At 65.3% G+C, this 15,323-nt stretch carries 13 protein-coding genes and 1 riboswitch; of the genes, 9 read left to right on the top strand and 4 right to left on the bottom strand.

Annotated features, from left to right (window positions below):
* Positions 1-72 precede the first annotated feature (72 nt).
* From F562_RS0107360 to F562_RS0107345, 4 genes are all read left to right on the top strand, one after another.
* Positions 73-1,395 (top strand): bifunctional o-acetylhomoserine/o-acetylserine sulfhydrylase, encoded by a 1,323-nt coding sequence (locus F562_RS0107360; RefSeq protein ID WP_018156302.1) that lies wholly within the window; start codon positions 73-75, stop codon positions 1,393-1,395.
* Positions 1,346-5,368, top strand: a complete 4,023-nt coding sequence (hrpA, locus tag F562_RS18405) for an ATP-dependent RNA helicase HrpA (protein WP_083915489.1) — start codon at positions 1,346-1,348, stop codon at positions 5,366-5,368. The genes F562_RS0107360 and hrpA overlap by 50 nt, the downstream gene beginning before the upstream one ends.
* A gap of 41 nt (positions 5,369-5,409) precedes the next feature.
* Entirely contained in the window at positions 5,410-5,838 is a 429-nt protein-coding gene (locus tag F562_RS0107350) for an HIT family protein (protein WP_026181085.1), read from the top strand.
* 62 nt (positions 5,839-5,900) lie between these two features.
* On the top strand, positions 5,901-6,860 hold the full coding sequence (locus tag F562_RS0107345) for a proteasome assembly chaperone family protein (RefSeq protein ID WP_018156299.1): 960 nt from the start codon (positions 5,901-5,903) through the stop codon (positions 6,858-6,860).
* 9 nt (positions 6,861-6,869) lie between these two features.
* On the opposite strand, the gene F562_RS0107340 is transcribed toward F562_RS0107345, so the two are convergent.
* Genes F562_RS0107340 through F562_RS0107325 form a run of 4 tightly spaced genes read right to left on the bottom strand, consistent with a single transcriptional unit; the run spans position 6,870 to position 11,081 of the window.
* Positions 6,870-8,540: a DNA polymerase gene (locus F562_RS0107340; RefSeq protein ID WP_018156298.1), complete on the bottom strand. Its 1,671-nt coding sequence runs from the start codon at positions 8,538-8,540 to the stop codon at positions 6,870-6,872.
* Positions 8,541-8,578: 38 nt separating this feature from the next.
* The gene (locus F562_RS20910) at positions 8,579-9,706 is read right to left on the bottom strand and encodes a hypothetical protein (protein WP_018156297.1); all 1,128 of its coding nucleotides are present in this window, start codon (positions 9,704-9,706) and stop codon (positions 8,579-8,581) included.
* Positions 9,707-9,720: 14 nt separating this feature from the next.
* Positions 9,721-10,185, bottom strand: a complete 465-nt coding sequence (locus F562_RS18395; RefSeq protein ID WP_018156296.1) for a SufE family protein — start codon at positions 10,183-10,185, stop codon at positions 9,721-9,723.
* Positions 10,182-11,081, bottom strand: coding sequence for a sulfurtransferase (locus F562_RS0107325; protein WP_040385586.1), 900 nt, complete (start codon positions 11,079-11,081; stop codon positions 10,182-10,184). The genes F562_RS18395 and F562_RS0107325 overlap by 4 nt, the downstream gene beginning before the upstream one ends.
* Between F562_RS0107325 and F562_RS0107320 the strand changes: the two genes are divergently transcribed.
* From F562_RS0107320 to F562_RS0107300, 5 genes are all read left to right on the top strand, one after another.
* Complete coding sequence (locus tag F562_RS0107320) at positions 11,080-11,808, top strand: EcsC family protein (protein WP_245553624.1); 729 nt, start codon at positions 11,080-11,082, stop codon at positions 11,806-11,808. The genes F562_RS0107325 and F562_RS0107320 overlap by 2 nt on opposite strands.
* A gap of 11 nt (positions 11,809-11,819) precedes the next feature.
* A complete protein-coding gene (locus F562_RS0107315; RefSeq protein ID WP_018156293.1) occupies positions 11,820-12,185 on the top strand; it encodes a YkvA family protein in 366 nt (121 codons plus the stop codon).
* Positions 12,186-12,310: 125 nt separating this feature from the next.
* The gene (locus F562_RS0107310) at positions 12,311-13,381 is read left to right on the top strand and encodes a DUF4192 domain-containing protein (RefSeq protein ID WP_018156292.1); all 1,071 of its coding nucleotides are present in this window, start codon (positions 12,311-12,313) and stop codon (positions 13,379-13,381) included.
* Positions 13,382-13,423: 42 nt separating this feature from the next.
* A riboswitch (SAM riboswitch) is annotated at positions 13,424-13,532 on the top strand.
* A 35-nt stretch (positions 13,533-13,567) separates the two neighbouring features.
* On the top strand, positions 13,568-14,740 hold the full coding sequence (metX, locus tag F562_RS0107305; RefSeq protein WP_018156291.1) for a homoserine O-acetyltransferase MetX: 1,173 nt from the start codon (positions 13,568-13,570) through the stop codon (positions 14,738-14,740).
* A gap of 55 nt (positions 14,741-14,795) precedes the next feature.
* On the top strand, positions 14,796-15,167 hold the full coding sequence (locus F562_RS0107300) for a universal stress protein (protein ID WP_018156290.1): 372 nt from the start codon (positions 14,796-14,798) through the stop codon (positions 15,165-15,167).
* Positions 15,168-15,323 lie beyond the last annotated feature (156 nt).

The following is a 15,323-nucleotide window of genomic DNA, read 5'->3' as shown; positions in this document are numbered from 1 at the left end:
AGAGTCTCCTCGAACCCGCAGCGCCACTGGTGCTGTGCTAGTGGCGCACCCGATCTCGTGAAGGAGTTCGCCATGACTGACACCACTCCCAACTGGTCTTTCGAGACGCGCCAGATCCACGCCGGCCAAGCGCCCGACCCCACGACGGGCGCGCGAGCCCTCCCGATCTATCAGACGACGTCGTATGTGTTCAATGACACTGAGCATGCCGCAAACCTGTTCGGGCTCAAGGAGTTCGGCAACATCTATTCGCGATTGATGAACCCGACGCACGATGCCGTCGAGCAGCGTGTCGCGAGCCTCGAAGGCGGCGTCGGTGCCCTGTTGGTCGCCAGCGGTCAAGCCGCTGAGACGATCGCGATCCTCAACATCGCTGAGGCGGGGAGCCATGTCGTGGCCAGCCCATCGCTGTATGGCGGCACATTCAACCTCTTGAAGTACACCCTGCCGAAGTACGGCATCGAGGTGACGTTCGTCGAGGACCCCAACGACCCGGAGTCGTGGCGTGCCGCGGCGAGGGACAACACCAAGTTGTTCTTTGGCGAGTCGATTGCCAACCCCAAGAGCGAGGTGTTGGATATCGAAGGCGTGGCTGCGGTTGCCCATGAGGTGGGCGTACCCCTCGTCATCGACAACACCATTGCGACGCCGTATGTCACCCGCCCGTTGGAGCACGGCGCCGACATCGTGGTGCACTCCGCGACCAAGTACCTCGGCGGCCACGGCACCACCATCGCTGGGGTCATCGTCGACGGCGGCACCTTCGACTACGCCAAGGACCCCGAGAAGTTCCCGAACTACAACACGCCCGAGGAGAGCTATCACGGGCTCGTCTATGCCCGCGACCTCGGTGTGGGCAGTCCGCTCGGCGCCAACCTCGCCTTCATTCTCAAGGCGCGGGTGCAGTTGCTTCGTGACTTGGGCCCGGCGTCCTCGGCGTTCGACGCTTTCCTCATCGCCCAAGGCATCGAGACCTTGAGCCTTCGGATCGACCGTCATCTGGAGAACACCGCGAAGGTGGCCGAGTTCCTCCAGGGGCACGCGCAGGTCGAGAAGGTCATTTGGGCATCGCTGCCGGAGAGCGACAACTACGAGCGGGCACAAAAGTACGCACCACGCGGCGCTGGCGCAGTCATCTCGTTCGAGATCGCGGGAGGGATTGAGGCCGGACGCAAATTTGTCGAAGGGGTCACGCTGCACTCCCACGTGGCCAATATCGGTGACGTGCGCTCGCTCGTGATTCACCCGGCGTCGACGACGCACAGCCAGGGCGGCGACGAGGACCGGCTGGCCGCTGGGGTGACTCCCGGACTGGTCCGACTGGCCGTGGGTATCGAGCACATCGATGACATCCTGGCCGACCTTGAGCAGGGATTCGCAGCCGCCAAGGGCTGACCCTACGCCGGTCGAGCTTGTCGAGACCCTGAGCCGCGACCCGACGGGGTGGGGCGCGCCAATCTCGGTGTCGTCGACGGTGCCTGACCTGAGAGAATCTGCAACCGTGTCTGCTTCTGCGTCCGATCGCCGCCCACCACCACGTGGTGGGCGGCGTCGGCGTCCGCAGCGGCCGCGACAGGAGACGCCGCAGCAGCGGGAGGAGCGGCGTACCCGCCGCCTGGGGTTGGTGCCGACGCTGACCTATCCGCAGGAGTTGCCGGTCTCGGCGGCTCGCGAGGAGATCAAAGCCGCGATCCGAGATCACCAGGTCGTGGTGGTGGCGGGGGAGACCGGATCGGGAAAGACGACCCAACTACCGAAAATTTGCCTCGAACTGGGGCGCGGTATCGATGGAATGATTGGGCACACCCAGCCTCGCCGCATCGCTGCGCGGTCGGTGGCTGAACGGGTCGCCGAAGAACTCGACGTCGAGCTCGGGCAGCAGGTGGGCTATCAAGTTCGGTTCACCGAGCAAGCACAGCGCGACACGCTCCTGAAGGTCATGACCGACGGCATCCTGTTGTCGGAGATGCGCCGAGATCGCGACCTACGTCGCTACGACACGATCATCATTGACGAGGCACACGAGCGCTCGCTCAATATCGATTTCATCCTGGGGTACCTCAAACAACTTCTCCCACGTCGACCAGATCTCAAGGTCGTCGTGACCTCAGCGACGATCGACCCCGAGAAGTTTGCGAATCACTTTGCGCAGCAAGGTATTCCGGCGCCGGTTATCGAAGTCTCAGGCCGAACCTTCCCGGTCGAGGTGCGCTATCGACCGCTCGTACGCGACGAGGGCGAGGCGGAGGTCGATATCGACCAGGTGACAGGCATCATCGAGGCGGTCGAGGAGTTGTGGACCGAGGCGCGGGCCGACGGTCAGCCCGAGGACATCCTGGTCTTCTGCTCTGGCGAGCGAGAGATTCGGGACGCCGCCGAGGCGCTCGAAGGACTGCGCCTTCCGCAGACCGAGATCCTCCCACTTTTTGCACGGTTGTCCGCGGCGGAGCAGCACCGCGTGTTTAGTCGGCACAGCGGGAGGCGAGTGGTGCTGGCTACCAACGTGGCCGAGACGTCGCTGACCGTGCCAGGCATTCGATACGTCGTGGACACGGGCACCGCGCGCATCTCTCGCTACAGCCAGCGAACCAAGGTGCAACGCCTGCCGATCGAACCCATCTCGCAGGCCTCGGCCAAGCAGCGTTCAGGGCGGTGCGGTCGAGTGGCCGAAGGCATCGCGATCAGGTTGTACTCCGAGGCCGATTTTGAGGCTCGTCCCGAGTTCACCGACCCGGAGGTGCTGCGCACGAGTTTGGCCGCGGTCATCCTGCAGATGAAGTCGCTTGGCCTCGGCAGCATCGAGAGGTTCCCGTTCGTCGAGCCACCGGACTCCCGCCAGGTTGCCGACGGCCTGCGGCTGCTGGAGGAGTTGCATGCGATCGAGTCGGGTGGCCACGCTCAGCGAGGAGCCGGGCTGACGGCATACGGCCGGACCCTGGCCAAGTTGCCCGTCGACCCTCGCATGGGGCGCATGCTGGTGGCTGCCGCCGAGAACGGATCGCTCCGGGAAGTCCTGATCATCGTGGCGGGTCTGTCGATACAGGACCCACGCGAGCGACCGAGTGACAAACAGGCTCAAGCCGATCAGAGCCACGCTCGCTTCAAGGACGACGCGAGTGACTTCATCACCTACCTCACGATGTGGCGGTATCTCCAAGAGCAGCAGAAGTCCTTGAGCGGCAGCGCTTTTCGCCGGATGTGCAAGCGAGAATTCCTGCACTATCTGCGAGTACGGGAGTGGCAAGACCTGCATACCCAACTGCGCCAAGCGTGCAAGCAAGCCGGTCTGTCGCGCAACGACAACGAGGCGTCCGCTGACCAGATACACCAGGCGCTCCTCACCGGGATGCTGTCGCACGTCGGCCTCCGCGACCGCGATCGGCGCGACTACCTCGGTGCACGTGGCGCGCGGTTTTCGATCCAGCCCGGATCGACGCTCTTTCGTCGTCAGCCCGACTGGGTGATGTCCGCAGAACTGGTAGAGACCACTCGGTTGTGGGCACGCACCAACGCCATGACCGACCCTGCATGGGTTGAACAGGCCGCCGCGCACTTGGTGAAGCGGTCGTACGCGGAGCCTCACTGGTCCAGGAAGCGCGGCTCGGTGGTTGCGGCAGAGCGCGTCACGCTCTATGGCGTGCCCCTGGTGGCTGGGCGGCAGGTGGCATACGGCGCGATCGACCCAGACCTATCGCGGGAATTGTTCATCCGGAATGCACTCGTGGAGGGGGACTGGGAAACCCGGCACGCGTTCCATCGCAACAACCAGGCGTTGGTGCAGGAGGTCACTGAGCTAGAGGAGCGGACCCGGCGCCGCGACCTGCTCGTCGATGACGCTGAGCTCTTCGACTTCTACGATGCCCGCATTCCCGAATCTGTCGTATCAGCAGCGCATTTCGACGCCTGGTGGAAGAAGGCAAGCCGGTCGGACCCGGACGCGCTGACCTACAGCCGTGACCTCCTGATGCGGGATGAGGCCGACCCTGTCGACACTGCGTCGTACCCCGAGTCATGGCATTACGGCGACATTCGGCTTCGGCTGACCTATCAGTTCGAACCGGGGACCGAGGCGGACGGGGTCACCTGTCACATTCCGTTGGAGCAGCTCAACCAGATCGACGATGACGGATTCGACTGGCTCGTTCCCGGACTGCGAGAAGACCTCGCCGTGGCTCTGATCAAATCGCTCCCCAAGGTGATTCGTCGCAGTGTGGTGCCTGCCCCGGATCATGCCCGCGCCGCGTTGGCCACGATCAGCCCGGACGACGGGCCGATTGAGGACGCCCTTGCCGGTGCACTGCGCGCTCGCGGCGCAGCAGTTTCGCCCACGGACTTCGCTTGGGATCGGGTTCCCGACCACCTGCGGATGACATTCCGTGTCGAGGACCATCGCCGGAAGCGACTCGCAGAGAGCAAGGACCTCACCGGACTAAAGGAGCAGTTGGCTGGTCGCGTGCGCAGCACAATCGCCCAGGCTGCGTCGGCCGTCGAACAGTCCGGTCTCACCTCGTGGTCGGTGGGACCGCTGCCGCAGACCTTTGAGGTTAAGCGTGGAAAGCGCGTCGTGCAGGGCTATCCCGCGCTGGTTGACGACGGTGATTCCGTTGCGGTGCAAGTACTTCCGACCCGGCAGGAGAGCGACGTCGCCAGTCGCCTGGGCGTACGCCGCCTGTTGCTCCTAGGCACGGATGTGCCCTGGCCGCGAATCCTTGGGCTGCTCACTAACGCTCAACGCCTTGCCCTCGGGAGTTACCCGCATGGGTCGATGCAAGACCTGCTTGACGATTGCCTCGCAGCGGCGGTCGACGCGGTAGTTGCCCAGATGCCGCAAGGTGAGGTGCGTACCCCTGAGGCCTTCGATGAGGCGCTGCGCCTGGTGAAGCAGCAGGTGGCGCCTCGGGTCATCGACGTCGTAGACGCGCTGGTGCCGGTGCTCAATCACAGCCGCGAGGTCGTCCTGCGGTTGGAGCGGATGGTGCAGGCCTCGGTCGCGGACCTGCGCGATGAGGTGCGTGAACAGCATCGAACGCTCATCTATCCGGGGTTCGTCGCCGGTACCGGAGCTGGCCGCCTGCGTGACCTGGACCGCTACCTGCGCGCCATGGTCGAACGACTGGACAAGGCGCCCACCGACCTCGCCCGGGACGACGAACGCGCCGCGATCGTGGCAACAGTCGAACGCGAACGGACCGATCTGCTAGCCCAACTATCACCGCCGCGCCGACTCGATCAGGACGTCGTCGCATTGCGCTGGATGGTTGAGGAATTGCGTGTGAGCCTGTTTGCCCAACGGTTGGGCACCAAGTATCCGATATCCGAAAAGCGCATCTATGCCGCGATGGACGCCGTGGAGGCCGCTGCGAGCTGACCTCGGACAGCGGCGGCGCCGCCCCGGATACCCTCGTGGTCATGGCGACTCTTTTTACCAAGATCATCGAGGGCGAGATCCCCGGCCATTTCGTCTGGCAGGACGATCGATGCGTGGCCTTCCTGGTGATCGACCCGATCACTGATGGCCACACCATCGTGGTGCCGCGGCAGGAGGTCGACCAGTGGCTGGATGCCGATCCCGACCTCTTGCACCACCTGACCAGCGTCGCTCAGCACATCGGGTTAGCGCAGCGCGCTGCCTTCGAGGCGCCGCGAGTCTCCCTGCTTACCGCGGGTTTTGAGGTTCCGCACCTGCACCTGCACGTGTTCCCCATTACGGGGGAGGCCGACATTTCCTTCGCGCAAGCGACCCGTGGACAGGACCAAACCCTCCTTGCCGAGCAGGCGGATCGGCTCCGCTGCGCGCTGCGTGACCTCGGTCACGGCGAGGCCGTTCCCGCCTCGTAGGGAATCACCCGGTCCGGTGTGTCGTTGGACCGGGCAGACGATCCGACTACCAGGAGTTTCACGTGCTGGACCCCGCCGAGCTGTACCGGCTGGAGACCGATGTCTCCCGTCCCGACTTGCCCGCCTCGACCCTCATCGTGTCGCTGGGCGGACTGCTCGATGCCGGTTTCACCCAGAAGTTGATGACCGATCACATTCTGGAGACCTGCGAGTCGGAGATTGTGGCGTCCTTCGACGTTGACCAGGTGCTCGACTATCGCGGTCGACGCCCCGTGATGACGTTCAGTAGCGATCACATGTCGCACTACGAAGACCCCTCCATCCTGTTGCACCGAGTGGTCGATGATGAAGGCACGGGTTTCTTCGTGCTCACCGGTCCCGAGCCGGACTATCAGTGGGAGCGGTTCGTCGAAGCCGTGCGACAACTGGTCCGTATGCTCGGCGTGCGCCTGGTGGTCAGCGCTCACGGCATTCCGATGGCGGTTCCACATACTCGCCCAGTCGGAATGACTCGTTACGCGAGTGACCGCACCCTGATCCCCGAGAACGACCCGGTCTTCGGCGAGGTCCAGATTCCGGCGAGCCTGGAGAATCTTCTCCACCTGCGGCTGGCCGAATCCGGAACGGATACAGTCGGATTCGGACTGCACGTGCCCCACTACCTGGCGCAGACGGAGTTCGGCGACGCCGCGGTTGCCGGTTTGGAAGCCGTCCACGGAGTGACCGGCCTCGCGATTCCGATTGTGGAACTAGCAGCGCAGGCGGGCCTCAACCGCGCGGACATTGCTAAGCAGATCGAGGACAACCCGGAGGCGACTCAGGTGGTCTCGGGGCTGGAAGAGCAATACGACAGATTCGTTCAGGGCCGCGACCGTAAGAGCCTGCTCGCGGCGGAAATGGCCGAGTTGCCAAGTGCCGACGAAATCGGTGCACAGCTCGAGGAGTTTCTGCGTGAAGAGGCTCCCGGCGATGAAAGCCCGGAGAGCGACAACCGATACGACGGGCCTGATTTCCTGCGCTAATAGCAGAGGTCAGCCTTTGGCCTCTGACCAGCGGTGGATGATGGCGACATCGGCGACGAATCGGACAGGTGCTCCACCTGACCAGCGTCGTGCCGCGTCGGTCAAGGTGTGGTGCACCAGAGTGACGGTGTCGTCCGCCTGATTCTGGGGCACCTCGATCAGCAGTTCGTCGTGCAGCATGAGCACAATCCGACCAGTCCCGTCGCCCTGCTGCCACAGCGCATGCCGCACGGTCAGAGCCCACGCCTTGAATAACTCGGCAGCCGCACCCTGAACGACAGCATTCCTGGTGAATCGTCCTACCGCGCGTGCCTGCTCGGCCGTCGCCGACTGGGTCACGGGAATGTGCCGTCCGCCATAGGTCTGGACCGCCTCGCCGCGCTGACCCTGCGCCGCGGCTGCATCGAGGTACGCCATCGCCGTGGGATACGTGCGCTTCATCCGCTCAAGTGCGGCTGCAGCCGGCCCGGTGGTCTGGCCGTACATCGCTGAAAGGACCGCGATTTTTGCGATGGACCGTTCGACACCGAGCTGCGCTGCCACCACCGCATAGAGGTCGTCCTCGTGCGTGGCGCGGGCGAACTCCTCATCGCGGGACACGACTGCGAGCACACGAGGCTCGACCTGGCCCAGGTCCGCCCGGACCAACACAGTGCCCGCAGGTGCCGCGACGCCCGGCCGAAGTGGGGCAGGGAGGCTATGCAGGCCCGCCCCTGCGGTCATGCGTCCGGCACCGCCGTCGCAGGTCGTCCACGGCCCCCGAAGTCGGTCGTCTGGCCCCACGTGGGCTTGCAGCCAACCCCAGCCGTAGGTCGTGGCGATGCGCTCGGCCTTGCGCCACCCCAGTAGAGCTTCGACGACTGGATGAGTGTGCCGGTGTGCCTCCAACCGCCAGGCACGGGTGTCCTCGACCTTGACCCCGACTGCGTGCAGCAGCTCCAGAACCTGGGCAGGGTTGCGAAGGTCGGTGCGCTCGCGGCCGGGCACTAGTCGGCGTACGACATCGTCTCGGTCGGCGCGCAGCTGGGCCGCATGCCGCTCCGACTCGGGTGGTACGCCTGCAGCCTGGGTGATCAACTCGGTGAGCCGCGCGCGCTCGATGGGTACCCCGTCGCGTTCCAACTCGGTGATCAGGACGCTGGTGCCTGACTCGGACAGGGCCGTGCTCACGGCAGTAGGGGAGCGCGCCTGAAGTTGTTCGGCCTGGCGGGCGACCACCTGAAACAGCAGCTCTGCCCATTCGGCGAGGTCATCCGCGCTTGGTCGTTCGTCACCGAGGACGCGTGGATCCAGGTAGCCATCCGGCCGCACGAGCGGGCCACCGACCTGCGCGGGTTCGTCGAACAGGTCACCAGCCAGCGGCGCTGGACGCTCGCTCATCGGCAGGGCCACGGCGTTCGCCCACACTTCATCAGGCGCCGCGGACCAGCCCCCGCACAGGAGCCGATGAGCTTCTTGAACATCCCAGCATCGGGAGATGCGCAACCCGGCACGGACCAGCTCGGTCGCTACCGAACGATTCCACCAGCACACCCGGATTGCGCTCGTGTCCTGGAGCTTCGCGACGGTGGAGGCGATCTCTTCGGGACGGCCTTCGGCGACCAGGCCGCGGTCCCGATAGAGGGCAAGCGAGGGAGAGCCAGGAACCCGGACCACGGCGACGAGCAGCGAGCCCCGCACCGGATCCTGCCGGTGCGGGGCTCGCGGTACGTGCTCGTTCAGTTTTGCCCTGGCGGACGCTGCCAGGAACTTCCGTCGCTGTCCTGGCCGTCTTCGGGGACGGCTGGAGTCGCTCGGGTGGCCTGGTCGTGGACGTCGTCGCCCTCGATGCGGTGCATGGCCTGGGTCGGCGCCTCGTGCTCATCAGCCGGAGGCTGCTGGCCGGGAGGCTGCTGTTGGCTGGCGGGCTGAGCCTGTGCGTCCTGCTGCGGTGCACCCCACGATGGCGCTGGCTGCTGCGAAGAGTCCTGAGCCTGGGGCTGTTGACCGTAGCCCTGCTGGTCTTGACCGTAACTCTGCTGCTGGCCGTAGCCCTGTTGACCGTAGCCCTGTTGGCCGTAGCCCTGTTGGTCTTGACCGTAGCCGTACCCCTGCTGTTGGCCGTAGCCCTGGTCTTGGCCGTAACTCTGCTGCTGCCCGTAGCCCTGCTGGTCTTGGCCGTAGCCGTACCCCTGCTGTTGGCCGTAGCCCTGGTCTTGGCCGTAACTCTGCTGGCCGTAGCCACCCTGGTCTTGGCCGTAACTCTGCTGCTGGCCGTAGCTGCTTTGGTCCTGGCCGTAGCCGTAGCTCTGCTGGCCGTAGCCACCCTGGTCGTACCCGTAGCCCTGATCAGCGCCACCGGCAGCGACGGCCCCGGCAGGTTGTGCCTTCTTGGCCTTCGAGAGGCTGAAGAGCACGATGCCGATACCGACCAGAAGCAAGATAGGACCGAGGATGAAGCCGACCAGTTTCAGCACGCTGCCGCCGAGGTCGTCGGCGCTCGGTCCGACCGCAAGTTCGGCGTCGCTGCCCGTGCAGTTCACCGTGTAACTGCCTGCCGCGAGGTCACCGCCGCGCGCGACCTCGTAGTAGTCGGAGCCGTCCGAGGAGACCTTGAAGTCCTCGGACGGGCGCCCGAGGGCGGAATCCTCGCCGTCCTTGGAGGCGGTGCATACGGCCGCGCTACGCGCACCTTGATCAGTGCTGTAGAGCGAGAAGCCACCATCCTCAGCGGTGACGGTTCCACCGCTTTGGAACTTACTCAGCGTGGGTCCGCCACCGGCGAAGAGCCCGACGATGAGCAGGATGAGACCCAGCAACGCCAGTGCGGCGCCAATCCCCAGAGGGGCCTTCGAAGACTTGGACATACGCGAAACCTTACCTAGGTCGGGCGGGGCGCGTTAACGCTCCCGGGAGACATGTCGCGAATCTGACGTTTGATGCGAGCCAGCATGGCGACCATGCCGCGCATCCGCAATGGTGAGACCGCCTGCGAGAGCCCGATCCGGAAGGGGACATCGTCCGGCACGGCGAGCACCGCGGTCGCGCTCTGCCCGTCGAGACCGGCATGCAAAATGCCTGCGAAGCCGCGGGTTGTCGGGGCTTCGCGCGGTGCCTTGAAGAAGAGGCGCACGACCTCATCCCCTGAAGGATCACGCTCTAACTCGGCGGCCAGGAAGAGCGGCGATTGGCATTCGTGAACCTGTTCCATCTCGACGTCGTCGAAACGGGGCGGCAAGTCCGGCAACTCGTCGCTCATCTCCAGCAGAAGTTGCAGCCGGTCTGGCTCAGAGAGCGCCTGAAAATCGTCGATGACTTCGGCGAGCGGCGCCGGGAGGTCGCTCATCGAGCGGGCTCGCCGGGCGCGCCTTGCTCAACCGGAAGGCCGACAGCATTGCCCCACTCGGTCCATGACCCGTCGTAATTGCGCACCTGGTCGAAGCCGAGCAGGTGGGTCAGGACAAACCAGGTGTGCGAGGAGCGCTCGCCAATGCGGCAGTACGCGACGGTTGGTTCGGTGGGATCCAGGCCCTGTTCGGACAGATAGATCGCGGCGAGTTCATCTCGAGGCTTGAATCGGCCGTCCTCGGCGGCCGCGCGAGCCCAAGGCACTGAGCGCGCACCGGGAATGTGACCGCCGCGGAGAGAGCCTTCTTGGGGGTAGTCCGGCATATGCAGCAACTGGCCACTGAATTCACCGGGCGAGCGCACATCAACCAACGGCCCGCCAAGGTGGTTGAGGACGTCCGCACGCATGGCCCGAATCTGCGAGTCATCGCGCTCAATGACGGGGTAATCGGCATGCTTGGCCGCCGACTTGTCGCGGGTGAGTGGGCGGTCCTCGGCGACCCAGGCGGCGCGGCCGCCGTCGAGCAAGCGGATGTCCTCGTGGCCGAACAACGACATGACCCACAGGGCGTACGCGGCCCACCAGTTGGACTTGTCGCCGTAGATCACGACCGTGGTGTCGCGGCTGATACCGCGCTCTGCCATGACCTGGGCAAATCGCTCGCCACTGACGTAATCGCGCACGACCGGATCGTTCAGATCAGTGTGCCAGTCCAGTTTGAAGGAGCCGGGGATGTGGCCACTGTCGTACAACAGCACGTCTTCGTCGGATTCCAGAACCACCAAGTCGGGTGTTCCGGCCGCGAGTTGGTCGGCCAACCAGGAGGTGCTGACAAGCCGTTCAGGGTGCGCATAGGCGGTGAAGGCGGCGTTCTCGTCACGAGGTGCGGGCATGGTGATTACGGTACGCGCTGGCAGAATGTCCAGCATGTTCGGTATCGGCGCGAAGCGCTCCTCGGAAAAGCAGCCCCAGCCTGGTGACGGGGGGACGATGGATACGTTCGCCAATTCGCTCGTCGAGCGCCTGCTCCAGACCGGCTTCGACGGCAAGTCTCGATTCGACTCGGCTCACGAGATTGCCCGCTCGGCACTGCAAGACAACGGTGGGGACCCGGAGCGGGCCGTGGACGCCGTCATCGCGACCCATCGCAAACTCGCGGCAAGTGCCGGGTTCGTCACCGGGGTAGGGGGACTGGTGACGATGCCGGTGGCGGTGCCCGCCAATGTCATGGGGTTCTACCTGCTGTCCACTCGCATGACCGCCGCGATCGCGGCGATCCGCGGCTACGACATCGACCAGCGTGAGGTGCGTTCCGCAGTTCTGCTGACGTTGATTGGCACCGACGCCGGGGAAGTCATGAAAAAGGCCGGGTTAACCGCGACCGGTGGTATCACCGGTGTCGCCACTCGAAAGCTGCCACCGGCAGCGCTCATGATTCTTAACAAGGCCGTGGGTTTCAGACTCGCCAGCCGTCTCGGCGGGCAGGTGCTGGCGCGCCTGGGCAAATCCATTCCCCTAGCGGGCGGATTCATCGGCGCCGGTGTGGACCTTTTCCTGCTCAACCGGATCGCCTCCAACGCCCGCGACGAGTTAACGCCCCGTCGCTCGATCACTTCCTAGGAGCAATCGCTATGGCACCACGTCAGATGCAGTGGTCGGCTGTGCGGCAACTCTCCGAGGCCGTACGCCGCGCGAGCCAGCCTGGCGCGCCGAGCCTGGGAATGCGAATGTCGGCCGTCCCCCGCATGGTGAAGGCCTCCGTGTCCGGCGAGTACGACGGCGTCTCGCCGTTGCGCGTGGCCGCACTTGCCGCGGCGGCGGCTTACGTCGTGTCACCGGTGGACTTGCTGCCTGAGGCGTTGCTTTCCGTGGTGGGGCTCGTGGATGACGCCGTCGTGTTGGCCTGGTTCGCCTCAGCACTTGTCAGCGACACCGATGCGTTCCTGGAATGGGAGCGCCGCGGCAAGGGCACCATCAAGGGCCAACGGGTGCGCTGAGCCGGACCTACCCACCAGCTCGGTCTGTCCACAGGCGTGGACAGCAACGGGCCGACGGACGAGGCTGTCCACAGCCCCGACGTGATGAGGGACAGCATGCCCTCCGCGGCGCCAAGGTCGTCGTCATGACTTCCACCCCCGCTCAGACGCGGCATCACACCTTGCACGGCCTCGGCGAGTTGGTCGCCATCACGCCGGATCTTCTGGGCTTTCACCCCAGCGACTCTCTGATCCTGGTGGGCTGTGGCCCCGCCGGGCTCTTCCTGTCCAGTTATGGCGATGGTGGTCTTGATCCGGGTTCGTGGACCGATGTGTCAGCCATGCTCGCTGAGCAGATCGGACGGGCGGACCCGGACTGGTGCGAACTGATCAGGTTCGGAACGGCCGGCGCCGGACGCTCTCTCGCCCGGGAGGTGACCGCGCGCCTGCGTGAGCAAGGCGTTCCCCTGCGCCATCTGGTCCTGGTCAGCCCCGACGAGGGGGATTCGCCAGCGCGTTGGAGTGTGGCCAGTTGCCGATGCGGCTCGACCTGCCCGCAGGGTTGGTCAGAGGTGCCGGACCGGACTCTGATCCCCGCCCTTGCCGACCGTGTCTTCGAAGGGCGCGCGCCAGCGCGTGACCGGGAGCAGCTCGTGGCGTCCCTACGACCGCGCACTGATGTCGTCGAAGCCGTAGGTGCCGCGCAGCACCCGCCGCTCAATCCCGACCGGTATGCGCGAGCGCTGGGTCATGTCCTGGACCTCCGGGAGGACGCCGCGGCCGTGACCGACCTTCCTGTCTGGGTGCTCCGCGAGATGCTGGAGGGCATCCAAGATCGCCAGGTCCGCGACCACCTTCTGGGGTGGTTGGTGCCAGATCACCTTGGCGATCTCGGCTTGTGTCCAGAGTTGGACGCAGCCTTGCGAGAGCATGGACATCAACCCGGGTTCGCCATCAGCGACCCGGGCGCGGTGGTCGACGCACAGGATCGTCTGCGGGCGTTGGTGACGTGCGCTCCCACTGAACTCGTGGCGGCGCCCGCGTGCGTTCTTGCCTATTGGTGCTGGCAGCACGGTGGGGGAGCGTTAGCGACGATTGCTCTCGAGCGTGCCCTCGACGCCGATCCGGACTATGCCTTGGCTCGGTTGCTGATGCAGCTCATCCAGCACGGAATCCGGCCAAGCGATGGGACTGGGCATCCCGTTCTCACACCGTGAATCCACTCCTGAGGAGTCTCGCCGGACTGCTATCGTTGGACCCGTCAAGAGTCTCAGCGCCAAGCCCCGGCTCGCTGAGCGGCAACCCTCCACCGCGGTGGGGTGCCCCGGGTGAGGACAGGGTCGATAGCGATATCGACAAGCGCGGGGCGCTAGCGCCCCAAAACCTGGGAGCGAGGCGATGACATGCAAGACCCACTGACCACCGTCGCGGGTGTGCGCTGCGCGGTGGCCACTGTGCCCCTCGGTCCCGAAGCGAATCCGCACGCATTTGGCCTGGCCATCGGCGACCTGCCCCTCGAGGACGGCAGCGTGCTGCCCGATGTCGTCGTCGCTGTGCAGATTTGGGGCACGCTGGCGCCCGATCGCAGCAACGCCATCTTGATCGAGCACGCCTTGACCGGAGACGCCCACGTCTCGGGTGCGGCTGGCCCAGGGCAGCCGACGCCAGGATGGTGGCCGGGGGTCGTGGGGCCCGACGCGGCGATCGATACAGATCGCTGGTGTGTGGTTGCTACCAATGTTCTCGGCGGTTGTCGCGGCACCACCGGACCATCCACCATCGCTCCCGACGGCAAGCCCTGGGGATCACGATTTCCGCAGGTGACCATCCGCGATCAGGTTCACGCCGAGGCGCGGGTTGCTGACCTGCTCAACATCGACGCCTGGGCTCTCGTGGTCGGCGGATCCATGGGCGGTATGCGAGCCGCGGAGTGGGCTGCCACCTTTCCCGACCGGACGCGAGGCGCAGCCGTCATTGCCAGTTGCGCGACAGCCACCGCAGATCAGATTGCGTGGGGACGGGCGCAGACCTTGGCCATTGAACTGGACCCCGATTACCTCCAGGGCGACTACTACGCAACGGGCCGCAGCCCGGACGGTGGCCTTGGTCTGGCTCGGCGTATCGCGCACACCACATATCGCTGTGCCGACGAGCTCGAAGAGCGTTTTGGGCCGGGCCCACAGCCGGGGGAGGACCCACTTCGACGAGGAAGGTTCGCCGTTGAGGGCTACCTAGATCACCACGCAGGCAAGCTGGCCGCCCGATTTGATGCTGGCACCTATGTCGTGTTGACGAGGGCTATGGCGACGCACGACATCGGACGAGGGCGCGGTGGCATCGCCGCCGTACTACGCCGTTTTCCTGGCGAGTTGCTGATCGCCGGGGTTGATAGTGACCGACTGTTTCCGCTGAGCTTGTCCCGGACTATGGCCACGGCTCGAGACCGCGAGCCGGTAGCGGTCATTAGCTCACCAAGTGGGCATGACGGATTTCTCATTGAGACCGATCAAGTCTCGGAACTTCTCGCTGCCCAGCTTGCGCGACTGGAGCCCCGCGTCGGCGTACGCGTCGGGTAGCGTCACCCTCGACGGTTGCCAATGACCATCACCGTGCTGCACCAGGAGGCCAAGAATGACCGTGCTCGTGGGATTTGTCCCGACTGCTGAAGGTCGCGCTGCGCTGGCGCGCGCGACTGAGGAAGCCACCCGATCGGGGTCGCGGCTGCTCGTACTGGATTCCAGCAACGGCGGACCGGAACTGACGGGCGTGCTGAATGAGGCCGAAAAATCCGGACTGTCCGTCGAACGTCGCGAGCTTGAGCACACTCGCGACCCTGCGGAAGACATTTTGGCCGCAGCCGAGACCGATGACGTCGAACTGATCGTGATCGGCCTGCGTCGCCGTACGCCCGTCGGCAAGCTGATTTTGGGCTCCAACGCGCAGCGAATTCTGCTCGACGCGGCGTGCCCTGTCCTTGCGGTGAAGGCTGCTTCCGCGAGTTAAGTCGAGGCGGCGAGCGGCCTCGGGAACAAGCCCATAGGGGAGGCGGTTGAACAGGCACGTCGGGGTGTCGTTTTATAATGGTCATAGAGCACGCGCCGAGACCGCCGATCACCGGTCATCAGCACCGCCCCGCATTGCTCCCCACAAGACCCGGGT

Source organism: Demetria terragena DSM 11295 (assembly GCF_000376825.1).
Lineage (GTDB): Bacteria > Actinomycetota > Actinomycetes > Actinomycetales > Dermatophilaceae > Demetria > Demetria terragena.
Note: the sequence above shows the minus strand (reverse complement) of the source record. Positions and strands in the feature narration are given on the sequence as shown.